The organism is Kordiimonas pumila, from assembly GCF_015240255.1.
Lineage (GTDB): Bacteria > Pseudomonadota > Alphaproteobacteria > Sphingomonadales > Kordiimonadaceae > Kordiimonas > Kordiimonas pumila.
On sequence record NZ_CP061205.1, the window covers coordinates 1600388 to 1618090 of the forward strand.

The window sequence follows — 17703 nt, forward strand, 5'->3', positions numbered from 1 at the left end:
CATGATTAAAGGGCAGACGATGAAAAAAATAACAGGAATAATTAGTAGTATTTTGCTGGCGGGCCATGTGTGTATGCCAGCATATGCACTGGAGGCCGAGCAGCCATTTCAGGCAAAAGCCGAAGAAATGTTGCGCACCACAATTGGCATGCGCACGTCACAAGGTTTTGGTCAGGTTCCTAAAATGGCGGCGTATCTTGCTGGGGAATTTGAAGCAGCAGGCTTTGACAAAGCGGACATTCACATTCTGCCAATCGGCGAAACGGCTGCGCTTGTTGTACGCTATAAAGGTGATGGCAGTGCCGGCAAAAAGCCAATTTTACTGTCTGCCCATATGGATGTGGTGGCGGCTGATCCGGCAGACTGGGAACGCGACCCTTTCACAATGGTAAAAGAAAACGGCTATTATTTCGGGCGCGGAACGAGTGATAACAAGTTTGGCGTGTCTGTCCTTACGGCCACGTTGATGCGGTTAAAGTCAGAAGGTTTTGTGCCGGGTCGTGACATTGTTCTTGCCCTCTCTGGCGATGAAGAAACCGAGATGTACACCACCAGCAAGCTGGCAACGGAATACCGCAATTTAACAGACGCTGAATATGCACTTGTGGCAGACGGCGGTGGTGGTCAACTTGATGAAGACGGGAATGCCATTGCCTTCAGTGTTGATAGTGCCGAAAAAACCTATGCAACATTTGAGATGAAGGCAGTGAACCCCGGTGGTCATAGTTCTGTGCCGCGCAAGGATAATGCGATTAAAGATTTGGCAACTGCCCTTACAAATATCTTTAACTACGAGTTTCCTGTGCAAAAAAGCGAACTTACCCTTGAATTTTTTGGCAAATCTGCCCCGCTTATTGGCGGCGAGCTGGGGGAAGCCATGAAGCGCTTTGCTGAAAACCCGGATGATGCCGAGGCTGTTGCCATTATCAGAAGTTACCCAAGCTATGTTGGCTCAACTGGCACAACCTGTGTGCCAACAATGCTGAAAGGCGGGCACGCAGAAAATGCCCTGCCGCAGTCAGCTGTTGCAACAGTGAACTGCCGTATTTTTCCAGGGGTTGGTGTACAGAAAACCCTTGAGCAGTTAAAAGCTGTGGCCGGGAATGATGCGCTGGAATGGACTGTGCTTGATAACCCGATTGAAAGTGATGCTTCGCCAATTCGGGCAGATGTGTTTACAGCGATTGCGAACGGTGTGCATGCATCCTACCCGGGCCTGCCGATTATTCCGCACATGGCATCGGGCGCATCAGACGGGGTGCATTTCCGGGCCAATGGTATTCCAAGCTATACTTTCTCAGGCATTTTCATGAAATCGTCCGATGAATATGCCCACGGTCTGAACGAGCGTGTGCCAACCGCGACGCTGCCAGTTGCCCTAAAAATGTGGCACAGCATTTTAACTGAACTGGCTAAATAAGCTGGGCCTTAAAAGAAAAGCCTGAGTAGAAATGCTCAGGCTTTTTCGTGATTTCAGGCTTTTTCAGACTTTAAATGGGATAGCGATCCAGCACCGGGCCTAATGCTTCTTTGAGCGGGCCTAAAAATTCTTCATAGTGTCGCCACTGCTCTAGCCCTTTGTCGTAAATGGGTTGGCGTACCTGCTCTGAACTAGGTGTTCTAACGGCCCTGTCTGTTTCGTAGAATTTCAGGCAGGCTTCTTCGAACTCAAGGTCGCAGTAATCTAAAAGCTTGCGTATCTGGGTTTCGGTGTCGGCAACCATTTCTTCATATTGTACGCGGTGAACACGGCCTGGCAAAACCTCGTCCCAGTGGTCCATCAATTTCACATAATCACGGTAATAATGGCCAATGTCGCTTAGGTCATAGGAAAAGGTCTGTCCGCGCGCAAAAAGCTGCTTGTAGCCTGAAAAGCAGCCGCCCATAGGGTGGCGTCTGGCATCAATAATTTTGGCATTTGGCAGTATCATGTGAATAAGGCCAATATGCTGGAAGTTGTTTGGCATTTTATCAATGAAAAACGGTGTGTTGTTCAGGCGTTGGATGCGTGTTGTCTCCAGATATTGTGCGCCTAGTCTTGCAAAATCATCGGCTGATAAATCGTTCAATATTTCCGGGTATTTTGAGGCGCTTTTCACACGCTTCTTGCCGCCAAGGTCGCGGGACATAGCGATAATGTCGACCAGTTCTGCCGTGCCTTCTACCTGTGAATGGCTTGCCAGAATTTGCTCGAGAAGGGTGGAACCGGCACGCGGAAGACCGACAATAAAAATGGGGTCTGGGGCAGGGCAGCCTTGTCCTTCTCTGGTTTTAAAGAAGTCTGTATCTAGAACCTTTATCTGGCGGGCGGTATCATAAATGTTGATTTTGGCATCGTAAGGTTGCTGTACCCGGCGGATCGCGTTGCCGCGCTTATAGTATTTGAAAGAGTTCTCATATTCTTTCCTGTCTTCATAGGCCTTGCCAAGTGCAAACGCGAGGTTGGCCTGATCTTCTGCTTCACCGCCGCCTTCTGCGGTCACTTGTGATAGCATCAGGTCGACGTCTTCATCTGTAAATCTGAATGTTTTAAGGTTCGCGAGGCTCCAGTATGCTTCGCCGATGCTGGGTGTAAGCTTAATACAGGCCCTGTAGGCTGCAATTGAATCAGGTAGCCGGCCAACTGTTTTTAAGGTGTGGCCATAGTTTAGCTGTGCTCTGGCCTGATCCGGGTAATCAGCCAGAACTTTTTCATAGATTTCAAGGGCGGCTTCATGGTCGCCGCCGCGCACAAGAATACTGGCTTTTAAAATAAGATGGTTTGGGTTGCCGGGGTCGGTTGATAAAAGAATATCAACCTGTTTTAGGGCAGGCTCAAGATCTTGTTTGCGAAACAGGGCAATAACCAGTGTGTTGCGGGCAAAGTGAAACCCGGGTGCCAGTTCAAGGGCGCGCTCAAGCAGCTGTATGGCATCTTTATACTGCCCAACCTTGATGCCAATATCGGCCAACAGCCGCATGGCAACAACATCTGTTGGGTGTTTTTTTAATATATTGCGCGCAAGGTGTTCAGCTTCAGGAATATTGCCTTGTTGAAACAGGTTTGTTGCCTCTGCAAGTTCAGGGTGTTTTGACAGGGTTTGCAAGTATCTGGTCATGGCGGTATTAGCGCCTGTCGTATCGCCGTAGAGAGAAAGTTGTTCAGCAAGCGCACGCCACGCTTCAGCATATTCGGGGGTGATCGCAACGGTTTTCTGGAAAGCCTGAATAGCCTCTTTGCCGCGCCCAGCGGCACTGAGGCATAAGCCAAACTCAAGCCATACGGGGGCAGAGTTTGGCAAGCCTTTTGCCAATGGTTCTATTGTGGCAAGGGCCTGTGGCAGCTTGCCCTGAAACCTGTAAGCCGCGCCCAAAATCTGTTTTGCAGGGTTGATGTTTGGGTACACCTTTAGAATTTCTTCCGCCTGTATGCCAGCTGCCTGCGGGTTACTTTGCAGTAAGCTAGCGGCATGTTGCAGAGCAGTTTTTAAATCCCCGCGAGGCGTGTCATCTGAAGGTTTCATAAAGTTCCACGATGTTAGGTAACTAGAAATTTTAAGGCGAAGCAGGCATAGCTAAACATACATTTTACAAAGAAGTAAATTACAAATCCAAATAAAACTGGCAAGCATTTCACGTTTTGAGTCTATTTTAGAGATTTGTAAATATTTTATCCCTAATCTTTATAAATGGCAGCATTCCGCCAAATAATGGATAGGCGAATACTGTACCTTTTAAGTGTAATTAGTCCTGTACATTTGTTCAAAACTATGTACCGTCATATATGGAAAGTTTCATGTAGTCAATCATGGGGCATTTCATAAAAAACAGGCAAATATTGCAAATACACTGGGATATTTGCGTGAAATAATAAGCCACACTTTAGGGAGTAGAACAAAATGAAGAGTAGACACTCATTTTCGAAACCCGCACTTCTTGCATCAACCATGTTATTGTCTGGGGTTGCACCCGGGCTTTCTCCTGTTTATGCGGCAGAAGCGGATAAAGGGTTTTCACTTGAAGAAATCGTTGTAACAGCACAGAAACGTGAATCAAACTTGCAGGATGTTGCTGTTTCTGTTCAGGTTTTAGGTAACAAGCAACTGGAAGACCTGAACGTGAATGCGTTTGATGATTATATCCAGTTTTTGCCAACTGTATCATTCCAGTCATCCCGCCCTGGTGTTGCGCAAATCTATATGCGCGGTATTTCAAGCGGCGGGGATGGTAACCACTCTGCCTCTATGCCAAGCGTAGGCGTGTATCTTGACGAGCAGCCCATTACCACTATTAATCAGGTGCTTGATCTGCACGTTTATGATGTTGCCCGCATCGAGACACTTTCTGGCCCACAAGGTACGCTGTTTGGTGCCAGTAGCCAAGCTGGCACAATGCGGATTATTACCAACAAGCCTGTAATCGGCGAGTTTGAAGCTGGTTATGATGTGGCGGTAAATTCTGTTTCCCACGGCGAGATGGGCTATACGCTTGAAGGGTATGTAAACCTGCCAGTTAGTGAAAAATCTGCCATCCGCCTTGTTGGTTGGCACGAAAAGGACGGTGGCTATATTGATAACGTACCGGCCGAATTGAATTATCTAGGTAGCGGTATCACGATCAATAATGATGATCTGGTTGAGGATGATTTTAACGATACGTCAACAACCGGTATGCGGGCGCTTCTAAAGTTTGACCTGAATGAAAACTGGACTATTACGCCCGGTATTACCTACCAAAAGCAAAAATCAACCGGCGTGTTTTCGCATGATCCGGAAGACTTGGGCGATTTGAACACGCGCGAGTTTTTCCCAACAGAATATGATGAAGACTGGTATCAGGCTTCGCTGACTGTTGAAGGTAAAATCGGTGATATGGATATTGTTTATGCCGGTTCTTACCTGAACCGTAACGTAGACAGTATTTATGATTATTCTGGCTATGCTGAATATTTGGAAAGCTTTGGTTACTGTTATTATTATGATGCTGGCGGCAACTGCGTGGATCCATCGCAGTATGTGCTTGGCGATGAAAAATATAAACGCCAAAGCCACGAGCTTCGTATAGAATCCCCGGCTGAAAACAGACTGCGGTTTATTGCGGGTGTGTTCTACCAGCGCCAAACCCACGATTTTGATTTGCAGTGGGTTGTGCCAGAAATGAACCCGGCGGATTCTGTGATCGAAGGCGGTACAACAACATGGCAAACCAAACAGGTGCGCACAGACCGTGAATATGCGGCCTTCAGTGAAATAAGCTATGATCTTACCGAAAAGCTAACCTTGCTTGGCGGTGTGCGTTTTTATAAATACGACAATAGCCTATACGGCTTTAACGGCTTTATTGGCCACTGTACTGGTAGCTATGTAGACGGCGTGTTTGTAGAAGACCGCGAAAATGGTACGCCGCAATACCCGTGTTTTGATACCAAGATACTTGATGGACGTAAGAAAAATTCTGATGTGTTGTTCAAGCTGAACCTGACCTATCAGATTGATGATGACAAGATGGTTTATGCTACATACTCGGAAGGGTACCGCCCCGGCGGCGTGAACCGTGCACGGGTGCCAAATATCCCGGGCTATGATGAAGACTTTGTCACCAACTATGAACTGGGCTGGAAAACCAGCTGGCTTGATAACCGCTTGCGGTTCAACGGCGCTGCCTACTATATGAAATGGAGCGATATTCAGTTCAACTTCCTCGATTTCACGGTTTCCAACCTTACGATCATTCAGAACGTTGGGGGCGCGCGCACATATGGTGCCGAATTTGACCTTGATTTTGCCGCCACAGAGAATTTGACTGTTTCTTTCTCTGGTTCTTATAACGATGCCAAGCTGACAAGTGAATATAAGCGCAGTCCTGATAGCGATGTACTCGCACCTCCTGGCACACGGATGCCATATGTGCCGGTATTCCAGTTCACGTCATCTGCGCGGTACGAGCAGGATATCGCAGATATACCATCCTTCTTTCAGGCGTCGCTTTCATACACTGGGGACAGTTGGAGCAATCTGGATTTAAGCATACGGGAAAAGCAGCATAATTATGCGCTGCTTAACCTTTCTGCTGGTATTAGCGGTGATGGCTGGACGTTTAGCGTCTTTGCCGACAACGTAACTGATACACGCGCTGAAATCAGTAAGTTCTATCCGGGTTACCCAAGCGAGGTAGACACAACTATCGCGACAAACCGGCCAAGGACAATTGGCCTACGGTTTGGCCAGAAGTTCTAGGCTGTAGCAGTTAGAAAATAAAAGGCGGCGGGTACAAATGTATCCGCCGCCTTTCTTTTAGGTGCCCGGGAAAACGCACCTAATTTTGCACGAGAGATTATTCCCCGCGTGGGTTATGACCGGTATATTTTTCAAGCTGGAAAGCATCTGCTATCCGTTCCCACGGTACCAGCTTGAAGTTCTGGTTTTCAGCGGGGGAGATATTGCGACCATCCTGCGCCACAAAAACACCATAAGGGAATTTGCTGCCAAGCGGCGTGCTGATAATATCCAGCCCGTCCGTTTCTGACGAACCGTCAATGCCGTTTTCGCTGTCAGCAATCACCCGGTACGAGCCGATGTAAGCATGGGGTTCTGCGCGGTCAAACAGCGCATAACTGTTATTACCTTGGCTCGATAGCACGATATAGCCTTTGCCGTTTTCACCGTAATAAAGTGATACACCTTCAAGGTCGTCTTTCAGGGCAGGGTTTTGTTTTGGGTCTGTAATTTTTACACGCTCACTACCTGCGTCTGGTTCAGCACCGTATTTCCAGAGGGCGATATCTTCCTCCGCAGCATACAGAGCGCCTGTATCGTCGTCTGCGACACAGCCTTCAGCCGTGCTGCCAACCGCAAATTCACGTACAGGGGTTGCCTTCACGCGGCCTTCACTACCCGCACCCAGTTCCCACTGGCGAATAAGGCCATCTTTTTCATTAATGAAAACATAGGCTTTGCCACTTGCTGCACTTTGGTACATGCACAGGCCGTAGGGGTCAGGCATGCCCGTTGGTTGCAGGCCGTCAGCCACATCTACAAGCTGCCTGCTTTTTTCATCCATCTGGTAAATAGCAATGCTTTCGTGGGTACGGTCGCTGGCAGTTACGAGGGTCATGGCTTTGTCGCCAATATGCACATTATAGCGAATATCCACATTGTTCATTTTACCGTCAGGCAAATATTGGTGCACACTGCCATCCAGATTATAGGTATAAAGGCCGCCCTTTTTGTTGGTGCCGATAATCAGGCTTTTATCTGGGTCGGTTGGGTGCACCCATATTGCCGGGTCGTCTGCTGCATCACCGCCGGTTGCAACCGGCGCAGTTTCAAGGCTGGGCTGCACAAGGGCAAAGTTTGCTGTCACATCATGCTCTGGTGCGGCGGTCAGGTTTGTATCAAAGCCAAAGGCGGTGGCTATTGCAGACATGGGCACCATTTTGAAATTTGTGGCATCCTCGCCGTTATCCTCGTCGCTGAGGAGCAAAACGGCATTTCCGCCAGACGACGCAAACAGGCTGCCAGCATTATCCACCTGATCAACCGCTGTGCCAGCGGCAAACTGTGCGCGGCCAATAAATTTATGGTCGTTCATTATATCATACGCATTAATAGTGCTGGTCTCTACATCGGATGCCAGTAAAACACCCTGATGTGATGCTGTGTAATAAACGGCAAGCCCGCCCACTTCGCCTGTGAAGTTGCCAAACTTTTTAACATCAATCAGTTTCGGGATAGTTTCAGCTTCCACATCAGCATCAAAGTGCCATACGCCGACGGCTTCTTCCGTTATATAAACGCTATTGGTTTTTGGGTCTGTTACACAGAATTTTGGCTCAGTGCCCATTTGCAGGTTGCGGGCAAGGGTGCCCTTGAAGGTGCCGGTCTTGTCCTCATAAATATGCCACTGTTCAATCTGGCCGTTTGAACCCAGAAGGAAAGCATAGCTTTGCCCGTCAAGCGGGCTTGTGAAACTACACATGCCTTCAAGCAGCAAGGAAGACTTGACAGAGCCACTTAAGGCCTGCTGCAGGGAGCCATCTTTTATGGTATAAGGTTTCAGTGTGCTGGATGATGTATCAAGCGCCAGTAAAGTGGTTTGCTTGTTTTTGCCGAAACGGGTTACGAGGCCAAGGGATTCGATTTCACCGCCGTCTGTTTTGGAAAGGCGGGTACCCTCTGTACTATATACTTCAATGCCGTCTTCAACCGCGCCGATAATATAGGCATCTGTGCTACTGTCAGACGCTGGCCACCATATGGCTGTACTGGCGCTGTCTGATGTGCTGGGCTCAGTTTCGGCGCTAACCTGAATTATGTGGGTTGCATCTGGTTTTATAGTTTCGTTCGTGATTGTTTCATGCTCAGGTGAACATGCTGCCAGTGAAATCACAGCTACCGTGGCAAATAGGTTTCTTTTATTCATGGTAATCGCTCCCGTTGTAACCTTCCGTTATAGTGTATATGCGCAGATTTGTTACAGTTTCAAGACAAAAAAGAAGAAAATTTTCATTTTTGTTGCAAAAAAGAATAAAAATTCTATAATGCTATTCATCGGGAAGGGTAATTCAGTAAATTATGCCCCGTGGGAAGGAGCCGGGCTTTGATCCAAGCTGGTTAATGTTCGGGTTAAATATTTGGAAGTTTTAAAAGGAAACCTGGGGAGGTGAACATGAAACGTGCTTTATTCAAGCAACGCCTTTTATGTGGCTGTATGGTACTCGCTTTTGCACCGCATGCTATGGCACAAGAAGAACAAGCTACTAAAGGCGAAACTTCAAAAACGTTAAATCTGGAAGAAATTGTTGTAACAGGTCAGATTGTTACCAGAAACAGAACAGCATCTGTTTCGCCAGAGCTTACATACGATACGGAATTCTTTCAAAAGTTTGAACCGGTATCCGCAGGCGACATGCTGAAGCGCGTGCCGGGGGTCGCATTCACCAGTGATATTGGCGAATATGATGCGCCGCAAATGCGCGGTATGGCAGATGGCTTTACGCAGGTTCTGGTAAATGGCAGGCCTTTGCCGGGCGCGGGTAATGACCGAACGGTTCTTGTAGACCGGGTGCCAGCCGAAATTATTGAACGTATTGAAATTATTCGTAGCCCAGGCGCCGATATTGATAGCCAGGGTGTTGGCGGTACCATTAATATTATTTTGAAAGAAGGCGCGACCTTGCCTGAGGGTGGCTCGGTTCGTGCAAGTGCGCTTTATTCCGCAAAAGATAAAAAACTTCGGGGTGCTGGCGCTATTTCCTATTCAGGCCGCAGCGATAATGACCGTATATTTTACTCTGTTACCGCAAACTTGCAGCAGCGTTTTAATGCCAAAAAGTTTGTTGAAGAAAAAATTGTAGCAGGTGATTTTCCAGATTCTTTTGATGGTCGTGACTTGTTTCAGCCAGATAATTTTGATGCGTCTGTCGCAGATGGCCGCGCGGTTCAGCTTGATAGTCGTGAAAACCTTGATATCTCGTTGAATGCCGATGTGACCTTCAAGGTTGGGGAAACCGGCGAACTGCGGTTTGATGGCTTCTTTATCGACACAGACCGGGATGAACGGGAAGACACGACAGAATGGGAGCGGGACGGCGACGAGCTTGTCGGCGACAAAACTGCCTCTCAGGATACGGAAATAAGCCAGCGAAATTTTGGCTTTAGTGCCCTGTATGAAGGGGCGTTTTCAGATGTAACAACCTATGACGCAATGGTGCGATACAGCCAGTTTGATAATACCTCAGACCAGTATGACCGCGAGTTTGACTTCGACGATGGCACGGAGAGCCTTGATGACCGTGAACGCGAACTGATCGATAGCCTTGATAAAGAAATCGCGGCCGATTTTGGTATCAAACACGATTTTGACAGTATGTCTTTGAAATACGGGGCATCAACCAAGTTCAAAAACCGTGATTACGGGCTTATCCTTCAGGAAGCAGATGATTTTGGCACCCTTGAGACAGAAAGCGAAAGCGAATTTTCTGTGAAAGAGAACCGCTATGATGCCTATGTGGTTGGTGAATGGCAGCTTGGTAGCAAGGTTACACTGGAAACCGGTGTTCGGCTTGAGCATACAAACACCAAGGTTCAGGCTATTGGCGGGGCCGAGACATCAAACTCTGTAACACTCCTCAATCCATCCATGCATATTCAGTATGACATCATTGAAGACGGGCAGCTTCGTTTAAGCCTTGCCCGCACCGTGCGCCGCCCAACATTTGATCAGTTGGTTCCAGCTGAATTACAGGACGAGCCAGACGACGATGATGTAACGATTGGTAACCCTGATCTGGCGATGGAAAAATCATGGGGTCTTGATCTTGGCTACGAGCATGTGTTGCCCGGCAATGGTATTTTTGGGGTAAACTTCTTTTACCGCAAAGTGTCTGACCTGTCGCAGCTTATCCGTATCGGCGATACAGATGATGGCGGCCTTTATACATTTGATAATGTTGGTAGTGGTAAAACATATGGTATCGAGTTTGATATCAGTACGCCGCTTATGTTTATGGGGCTTGATGAGACAGGCTTTTTTGCAAACTATACCCGTATCTGGTCAAGCCGGTATGATGAGTTTCTGCAAGAAGATGTGCGCTTTAATCACCAGCCTAAATATGTTTACAATTTTGGCTTAACGCAGAACTTCCCGTCGATTGAAGCAACAGCAGGCTTTAGTTTTCAGAAACAGGGCCTCGCAACAAGTGTGTTTTATGCGGAAATTGAAGACCAGCGTTACGGCGGCAACCTAGAGCTTTTCCTTGAGAAACGCTTTGAAAGCGGCCTTATTCTGCGCTTAACAGCAAACAACCTGTTGAATGCTGAAAGTGGTCAGGCAGAGCGCAACTTTGACAGTCTGGACGATATGCGGGCCGGTGTCGTGGATGAGTTTGAAGTTGAAAGAGAAAAATCCACAAGGGTTTTCCTTTTAACAGCACGGTACAATTTCTAGTCTTCCTTCCAGGTGTGCTCATTGAGTACAAGGAGGATACTTAGGGGCCTAAGGGCCCCTTTTTTTATGGCAGGATAAAATCATTAAAAAAAGCCGGCAAATGTGCCGGCTTTTGTGGGGCTAGCGTAAACTGCGGTGTTTTATAGTTTAATAGTTACACCGTTTAGCAAGGACTGTTTGGCCGCTTCCGCAAGGGCGAGGGCTTTCTCGCCGTCAGTGCCTGAAACAAGCGGCTGGTTTTTACCGTTTAAAATATCGGCAAAATGGGCAGCTTCATGCCTGTAAGCTTCGGCGTAACGTTCAAGAAAGAAATGCTGGATTTTGTCGCTTTGCTCACCGGTTCCCTGATTGAGGGAAACAGTGCTGTCAAGCTGGTTACCAAGTTTAATAATGCCTTTGCTGCCATGCACCTCAACGCGCTGATCATAGCCATAGCAGGCGCGCCTGCTATTTGAAATCTGACACAGTTTGCCAGAAGCCGTTTTGAGGGTGACAAGGGCGCTGTCCACATCACCGGCGGCGCCTATTTCTGGGTCTATAAGGCAGCTTGCTTGTGCAGAAACCTCGCATGGTTCTTCCCCCAGCAGCCATCTGGCCATGTCTAGGTCATGGATCATCATGTCCTTAAAAAGGCCGCCGCTTACCTTGATATAGCTCACAGGTGGTGGTGAAGGATCGCGGCTTGTAATGTGAACCATTTCTACCTCGCCGACACTGCCTTTTGTAAGGCTTGCCTTTAAGGCCGCAAAGTTGGGATCAAACCGGCGGTTAAACCCGATAAGAAGCGGCACACCAGCATCGTGTGCTGTTTTAATGCAGGCTTTGGTGCGTGCCATATCCAAATCTATTGGCTTCTCGCAAAAAATGGCTTTGCCAGCTTTTGCCGCCATTTCAATCAGGTCGGCATGGGTATTGGTAGCACTGGCAATAACAACCCCTTTAATATCAGAATCAGCAAGCGCTGTTGCAACATCAACCGCCTTGGCCCCCACTTCAGATGCAAGGCTTTCGGCAGCTTCAGGCAGGTAATCTACAATATATCGCACCTCAATATCAGGGCGATTGGCAAAATTAGCAGCATGTATGCGCCCTATGCGGCCTGCGCCGATAAGGCAAATTGGGTAGACCATTTATTTTTCCTTTATAAAACAACAAAACGAAATTAAAATTCTTGACTTAAAGCTAAAATAGAATAAATATTTCTTTTCGTAAATGGTTATTATGTATAAAGCTCGTAGCGTATTCTATCACGGGTAAAAGATTACTGGGAGGGGCTCTTGTTTGAGCATATCACGAAACACAGAAGTGGCTTTGCTTTTGGGTATACATCTATTACGGACCATAAAGACACGTCTGAACCCACAGGTATAGGCGTGGCTGTGCAGCGTTTGCGTGCAGGCGAAAGCATCACGTCTGTGTTTGAAAACGAAAGCGCATGGCTGTTGATGGACGGTGAAGTAACATGCGATATTGATGGGCAGACGGTTCACTGGTCACGGGGTTCCTTGTTTGATGAACATCCTTCCTGTGTGCACGGTGCTAAAGGAGTGAACTTGCAGGTAACTGCTATCACGGACGCAGAGTTTACCGTTTACCAGTGTGGCAATGAGGTGAAATTCCCTACAGAAATTTATACCCCAGATGCGGGTGTTGATGAGCCACGGGGCAAAGGGCAGGTTGGGGGCACATGCCTTCGTTTTGTGCGCACAATATTTGATGACACAAATTCTGTGCCTGAGGCAGAACTGGTTTTGGGTGAAGTCATAACCATGCCGGGTAAATGGTCGTCTTACCCCCCGCATCATCACCCGCAGCCAGAGATATATCATTACCGATTTACAGATCCGCGAGGTTGGGGGCACGGTGAACTAGAGGATGATGTTGTAAAGATTCGTCCAAACGACAGTGTGCGAATTATGGACAAAAAAACCCATGCGCAGGTCGCGGCCCCCGGTTACGGTATGTATTATGCTTGGGTTATTCGCCATTTGCCGGGTGATCGGTATGGTATCCCGAAATTTGTTGACGAGCACGCTTGGACAATGGAGCCAGATGCTGATTTTTGGCAGCCTAAAGGGGTAAAATTATGATGGCCGGTCGGCGCCTTGATGTAATTTGCATGGGGCGTGCAGGGGTTGACCTATACGGCGAGCAGGTCGGTGGTCTGCTTGAAGATATGGGCAGTTTTGCGAAATATATCGGTGGCTGCCCTGCCAATATTGCTGTTGGTACAGCCAGAATGGGCTTAAAAAGTGCTTTGCTCAGCCGTGTTGGTGATGAACATATGGGTCGCTTCATTCGAGAAACGCTTGTGGCGGAAGGCGTTGATGTCAGCCATTTGCAAACAGACCCTGAAAGACTAACGGCACTTGTGTTTCTTGGTATTAGGGATAAGGAAACCTTTCCGCTTATTTTCTACCGTGAAAACTGTGCAGATATGGCTTTGTCAGAAGACGATTTTGACGCAGACTTTATAGCATCTGCAAAAGCGCTGGTTATTACCGGAACACATTTATCCAAGCCCGGCGTGAGGGCGGCAACATTGAAAGCGGTAGAACTGGCAAAGATCCACGGCACGAAAGTGGTGCTGGATATTGATTACCGCCCGGTGCTGTGGGGATTAACAGAGCTTGGACTGGGTGAAGAACGCTTCGTTGCATCAAGTGATGTTACAAAAATTCTAGCCGATGTTTTACCTGACTGCGATCTTATTGTCGGTACGGAAGAAGAGTTTCATATTGCAGGCGGGGCAACTGATACACAGCAGGCTCTCGCATACATTCGCAGCCTCACATCTGCCGACCTGGTGCTAAAGCTTGGGCCTGAAGGCTGTACAGTTTTTGAAGCTGAAATACCGGCAAATATCAGGGACAATGAAGTGTACGGTGGTTTCCCTGTAGAGGTATTTAATGTGCTGGGGGCGGGCGATGCTTTTATGTCTGGTTTGCTGCGGGGCTATTTGAAGGGTCTTAGCTGGTCAGAAAGTTGCAGGCTGGCAAATGCATCTGGCGCGCTTGTTGTATCGCGCCATGGCTGTGCACCTGCTATTCCAAGCTATATAGAAGTGCAGTATTTTATGGGTAATGGCAGTGAGCATTATAGCCTGCGCCACGACACAGCACTAGAGCAATTGCACTGGTCTACCACCCGGCACCGCGAGATAAACGAGGTATTGGCATTTGCCTATGACCACCGCAAGCAGCTTGAGGATATGGCCTTTGATACAGGGAAAGGCCCTGAAGAAATAGAAGCCTTTAAACTATTGTGCTGGAAAGCTTTTGAACAGGTACAAAAACAGCATGCTGGGCGCGGGTTAGGTATACTATGCGATGGTCGGCTGGGCCAAGATGCCCTTACAAAAGCAAGTGGTAATAGTATCTGGATTGGCCGCCCGATAGAATACCCCGGGTCACGCCCTTTACGGTTTGAAGGCGGCCCCAGTGTTATGGCAACCTTGCGGGAATGGCCGCAAGAACACTGTGTCAAATGCTTGGTATTTTATCATCCAGACGACGATGAAGCGATGAAGCTTGAGCAGGAAGCCATGCTGTTACAGCTTGCCGATGCTGCACGGTCTACGCGTCATGAATTACTGGTTGAGATTATTCCCCCAGCCCAAATGCCGCGTGATAGCCAGACAGTTGCTCGTGCCATAGAACGGTTTTACGGTTTGGGCATATATCCTGATTGGTGGAAATTGCCAACCCCGCTTTCTGAAGCAGAATGGCAGACCCTTGGGGCGCTTGTGGTAAAGGCTGACCCACATTGCCGGGGCATTGTGCTATTGGGTCTTGACGCCCCAGAGGAGGAGGTCATGCTGGCAATCGAGAATGCAGCACAGCACCCTATCTGCAAAGGCTTTGCTGTTGGCCGAACAATTTTTGGCGAGGCAGCTAGAGCATGGTTTGCAGGCTCGTCCAGTGATGCAGAGGTGGTTGATGAAATGGCCGCACGCTATAGCCGGTTGGTAAATTGCTGGATAAATGCCAGAACTGACCAAGCAGCAAAACAAAAGGCGATTGCATAATGACGGTTCGGTTAACGGCAGGGGAAGCACTGGCAAAGTTCCTGATCGCCCAAAAAGTGAATGTAGATGGTACTATCCTGCCTATGTTCACAGGTGTATTTGCAATTTTTGGGCACGGCAATGTGGCGGGTTTTGGCGAGGCTTTGTCACGGGTGCAAGAGGACCTGCCCACGTATCGTGCCCATAATGAACAGGCAATGGCGCATGCGGCAATTGCCTATGCAAAAACCAAACGGCGGCGGCAGATGATGGCGTGCACAACATCGGTTGGGCCGGGTGCGACAAATATGATAACCGCAGCAGCGCTTGCGCATGTGAACCGCTTGCCCGTTCTGTTGTTGCCGGGCGATACGTTTGCCAACCGGCGACCAGACCCAGTTTTACAGCAAATAGAAAACCCCCAGAATCCGATCGAGGTAGCAAATGACTGTTTTAAGCCGGTCAGCCGTTACTTTGACCGGATTACGCGGCCAGAGCAGCTTATTACAAGCTTGCCGCAGGCAATGCGGGTGCTGACATGCCCTGAAAACTGTGGCCCGGCTACCATATGTTTACCGCAAGATGTGCAAGCAGAAGCCTATGATTTCCCAGAAGTGTTTTTTAAGGAAACAGTGCACCACTTAAGGCGCCAGCCCCCAGATGCGTTTGAATTTGAACGGGCTGTTGCCATTTTGAAAAAGGCGAAAAAGCCAATGATCGTTGCCGGTGGCGGCATTCGGTATAGTGCGGCTGAAGCGGCGCTTACCGAATTTGCAGAGCACTGCGGCCTGCCGGTTGCGGAAACACAGGCAGGCAAAGGCAGCCTGTCATGGGCGCACCCGCTGAATGTGGGTGGTATTGGTGTTACAGGTACTTCTGCGGCCAATGCCTTTGCCGCTGAAGCAGATGTTGTTTTGGCTGTGGGTACACGGCTCGCAGATTTTACCACAGGGTCGCGGTCGCTATTTCAGAACCCGGATGTTGAAATTATCAATCTTAATGTTGGGGCGTTTGATGCCATTAAACACCGTAGCCTTCCGCTTGTAACAGATGCGCGTACGGGCCTTATTGCCCTAAAAGCGGCGCTCCCTAAAAAAGCGGGGCCAAAAGCTATAATCGAAGAACGACGAAATGCATGGTCACAAACTACAGAAAAAGTGACCGCAGAAGATACCCACCAGCTGCCATCCGACGCGCAAATATTGGGCGTGCTTAACCGTGCGGTGGATGCAAACGACACGATTGTCGCTGCAGCTGGTGGGTTACCCGGAGAATTACATAAATTATGGCAGGTGAAAAGCCCCGGCACGTATCACCTTGAATATGGCTTTAGCTGTATGGGGTATGAAATTGCTGGTGGCTTGGGTGTTAAAATGGCGACACCTTCTAGCGATGTCTTTGTGCTGGTGGGGGATGGTTCCTACCTGATGATGAACTCTGAAATCTCAACGTCTGTGATGATGGGGCAAAAGCTGATTATCATTTTGGTTGATAATGGCGGTTTTGGCTGCATTAACAGATTGCAGGGCAGCACAACGGGCACGTCGTTTAATAACCTGTTTGAAAAAGGTACCCGCATTGACGGCGAAAGACCTGTGATTGATTTTGTGGCCCATGCCCGCTCTATGGGGGCGCTGGCAGAGAAAGCAGAAACGCTTGCAGATCTGCCTGCAGCTGTCGCACGGGCAAAAGCCGCACCCAAGACAGCGGTTATCGTGATTGATGCCGACCCAGCAATCAGCACAGAAGATGGCGGAAACTGGTGGGATGTACCCGTTGTTGAACATTCAGATTCTGAGGGCGCCAGCGAGCGGTTGGCCCATTATCAGACGCAAAAAGGAAAGCAAAAAATAGATGGTTAAGAGTATTCGTATTGGGACCAACCCCATTGCGTGGTCTAATGATGATATGCGGCAATTGGGGGCTGCAACAAGCCTGGATACCTGCCTCTCCGAGGCGGCGCTCGCCGGATACGAAGGTATTGAGTTGGGCCACAAATTCCCGCGCAGTGCAGATGTATTAAGGCCTATTTTGGCAAAACATGGTATCGACCTTATCTCTGGTTGGTATTCATCAGAGCTGATGACTAGATCAGTTGAGGAAGAAATCGCGGCCCTTGAGCCACACCTTTCCCTGCTTGCTGCGATGGGGTCAAACGTTGTTGTATGGGCCGAGACCACTGGCTGTGTACACGGCGACAGAACAGCACCGCTCTCTAAACGGCCAGTTCTCAAGGATAGCGAATGGCCTGAGTTCTGCAAACGCTTGTCCGCAGTGGCGGCCCACGTCAAAAGCAGGGGCCTGCATCTTGCCTACCATCATCATATGGGAACGGTTGTTGAAACCGAGGCCGAGGTAGACAGGCTTATGGCAGAGACAACACCGGACGTTGGCTTGCTGCTGGACACCGGCCATTTGACCTTTGCGGGGGCAGATCCGCTTGCTGTAGCCAAGCGCCATGCTGCGCGCATAAAGCATGTTCATTGCAAAGATGTTCGGCGCAGTGTGCAGGCACATGTGCAAGCCGCAGGCAGCAGTTTTCTGGATGCTGTTGTTGAGGGTGTTTTCACGGTGCCGAGTGACGGCGATGTGGATTTTGTGCCTATCCTTAAGGTGCTGGCAGGTGCGGAATACGAGGGCTGGCTTGTGGTAGAGGCAGAACAGGATCCCGCTAAAGCCAACCCCTTTGAGTATGCAAAAAAAGGCTGCGCGGCTCTTAGTGCCTATGCAAAAGAGGCGGGGCTGGCACATTAGTGCCAGCCGTGTGCACC

Annotated in this window: 10 protein-coding genes; 7 read left to right on the plus strand and 3 right to left on the minus strand. The window is 48.8% G+C overall.

Annotation, left to right across the window (positions count from 1 at the left end):
- Positions 1-19: 19 nt before the first annotated feature.
- Entirely contained in the window at positions 20-1420 is a 1401-nt protein-coding gene (locus tag ICL80_RS06865) for a M20/M25/M40 family metallo-hydrolase (protein WP_194215349.1), read from the plus strand.
- Between the two features lie 70 nt (positions 1421-1490).
- Here ICL80_RS06865 and ICL80_RS06870 read toward each other — a convergent pair whose 3' ends face one another.
- The gene (locus ICL80_RS06870; RefSeq protein ID WP_194215350.1) at positions 1491-3503 is read right to left on the minus strand and encodes a tetratricopeptide repeat-containing sulfotransferase family protein; all 2013 of its coding nucleotides are present in this window, start codon (positions 3501-3503) and stop codon (positions 1491-1493) included.
- Between the two features lie 375 nt (positions 3504-3878).
- Between ICL80_RS06870 and ICL80_RS06875 the strand changes: the two genes are divergently transcribed.
- The gene (locus ICL80_RS06875; protein WP_194215351.1) at positions 3879-6215 is read left to right on the plus strand and encodes a TonB-dependent receptor; all 2337 of its coding nucleotides are present in this window, start codon (positions 3879-3881) and stop codon (positions 6213-6215) included.
- Between the two features lie 97 nt (positions 6216-6312).
- On the opposite strand, the gene ICL80_RS06880 is transcribed toward ICL80_RS06875, so the two are convergent.
- Positions 6313-8400: a phytase gene (locus ICL80_RS06880; protein WP_194215352.1), complete on the minus strand. Its 2088-nt coding sequence runs from the start codon at positions 8398-8400 to the stop codon at positions 6313-6315.
- 246 nt (positions 8401-8646) lie between these two features.
- Here ICL80_RS06880 and ICL80_RS06885 point away from each other — a divergent pair, with 246 nt between their 5' ends.
- The gene (locus ICL80_RS06885) at positions 8647-10926 is read left to right on the plus strand and encodes a TonB-dependent receptor plug domain-containing protein (protein ID WP_194215353.1); all 2280 of its coding nucleotides are present in this window, start codon (positions 8647-8649) and stop codon (positions 10924-10926) included.
- A gap of 140 nt (positions 10927-11066) precedes the next feature.
- On the opposite strand, the gene iolG is transcribed toward ICL80_RS06885, so the two are convergent.
- Positions 11067-12056: an inositol 2-dehydrogenase gene (gene iolG, locus ICL80_RS06890; RefSeq protein ID WP_194215354.1), complete on the minus strand. Its 990-nt coding sequence runs from the start codon at positions 12054-12056 to the stop codon at positions 11067-11069.
- A gap of 147 nt (positions 12057-12203) precedes the next feature.
- Here iolG and ICL80_RS06895 point away from each other — a divergent pair, with 147 nt between their 5' ends.
- Genes ICL80_RS06895 through iolE form a run of 4 tightly spaced genes read left to right on the plus strand, consistent with a single transcriptional unit; the run spans position 12204 to position 17686 of the window.
- Entirely contained in the window at positions 12204-13016 is an 813-nt protein-coding gene (locus ICL80_RS06895) for a 5-deoxy-glucuronate isomerase (protein WP_194215355.1), read from the plus strand.
- Positions 13013-14953, plus strand: a complete 1941-nt coding sequence (locus ICL80_RS06900) for a bifunctional 5-dehydro-2-deoxygluconokinase/5-dehydro-2-deoxyphosphogluconate aldolase (RefSeq protein ID WP_194215356.1) — start codon at positions 13013-13015, stop codon at positions 14951-14953. The genes ICL80_RS06895 and ICL80_RS06900 overlap by 4 nt, the downstream gene beginning before the upstream one ends.
- On the plus strand, positions 14953-16794 hold the full coding sequence (gene iolD / locus ICL80_RS06905; RefSeq protein WP_228073844.1) for a 3D-(3,5/4)-trihydroxycyclohexane-1,2-dione acylhydrolase (decyclizing): 1842 nt from the start codon (positions 14953-14955) through the stop codon (positions 16792-16794). The genes ICL80_RS06900 and iolD overlap by 1 nt, the downstream gene beginning before the upstream one ends.
- Positions 16787-17686 carry a myo-inosose-2 dehydratase gene (iolE, locus tag ICL80_RS06910; protein ID WP_194215357.1) on the plus strand — a complete coding sequence of 300 codons (900 nt, stop codon included), beginning with the start codon at positions 16787-16789 and terminating at the stop codon, positions 17684-17686. The genes iolD and iolE overlap by 8 nt, the downstream gene beginning before the upstream one ends.
- Positions 17687-17703 lie beyond the last annotated feature (17 nt).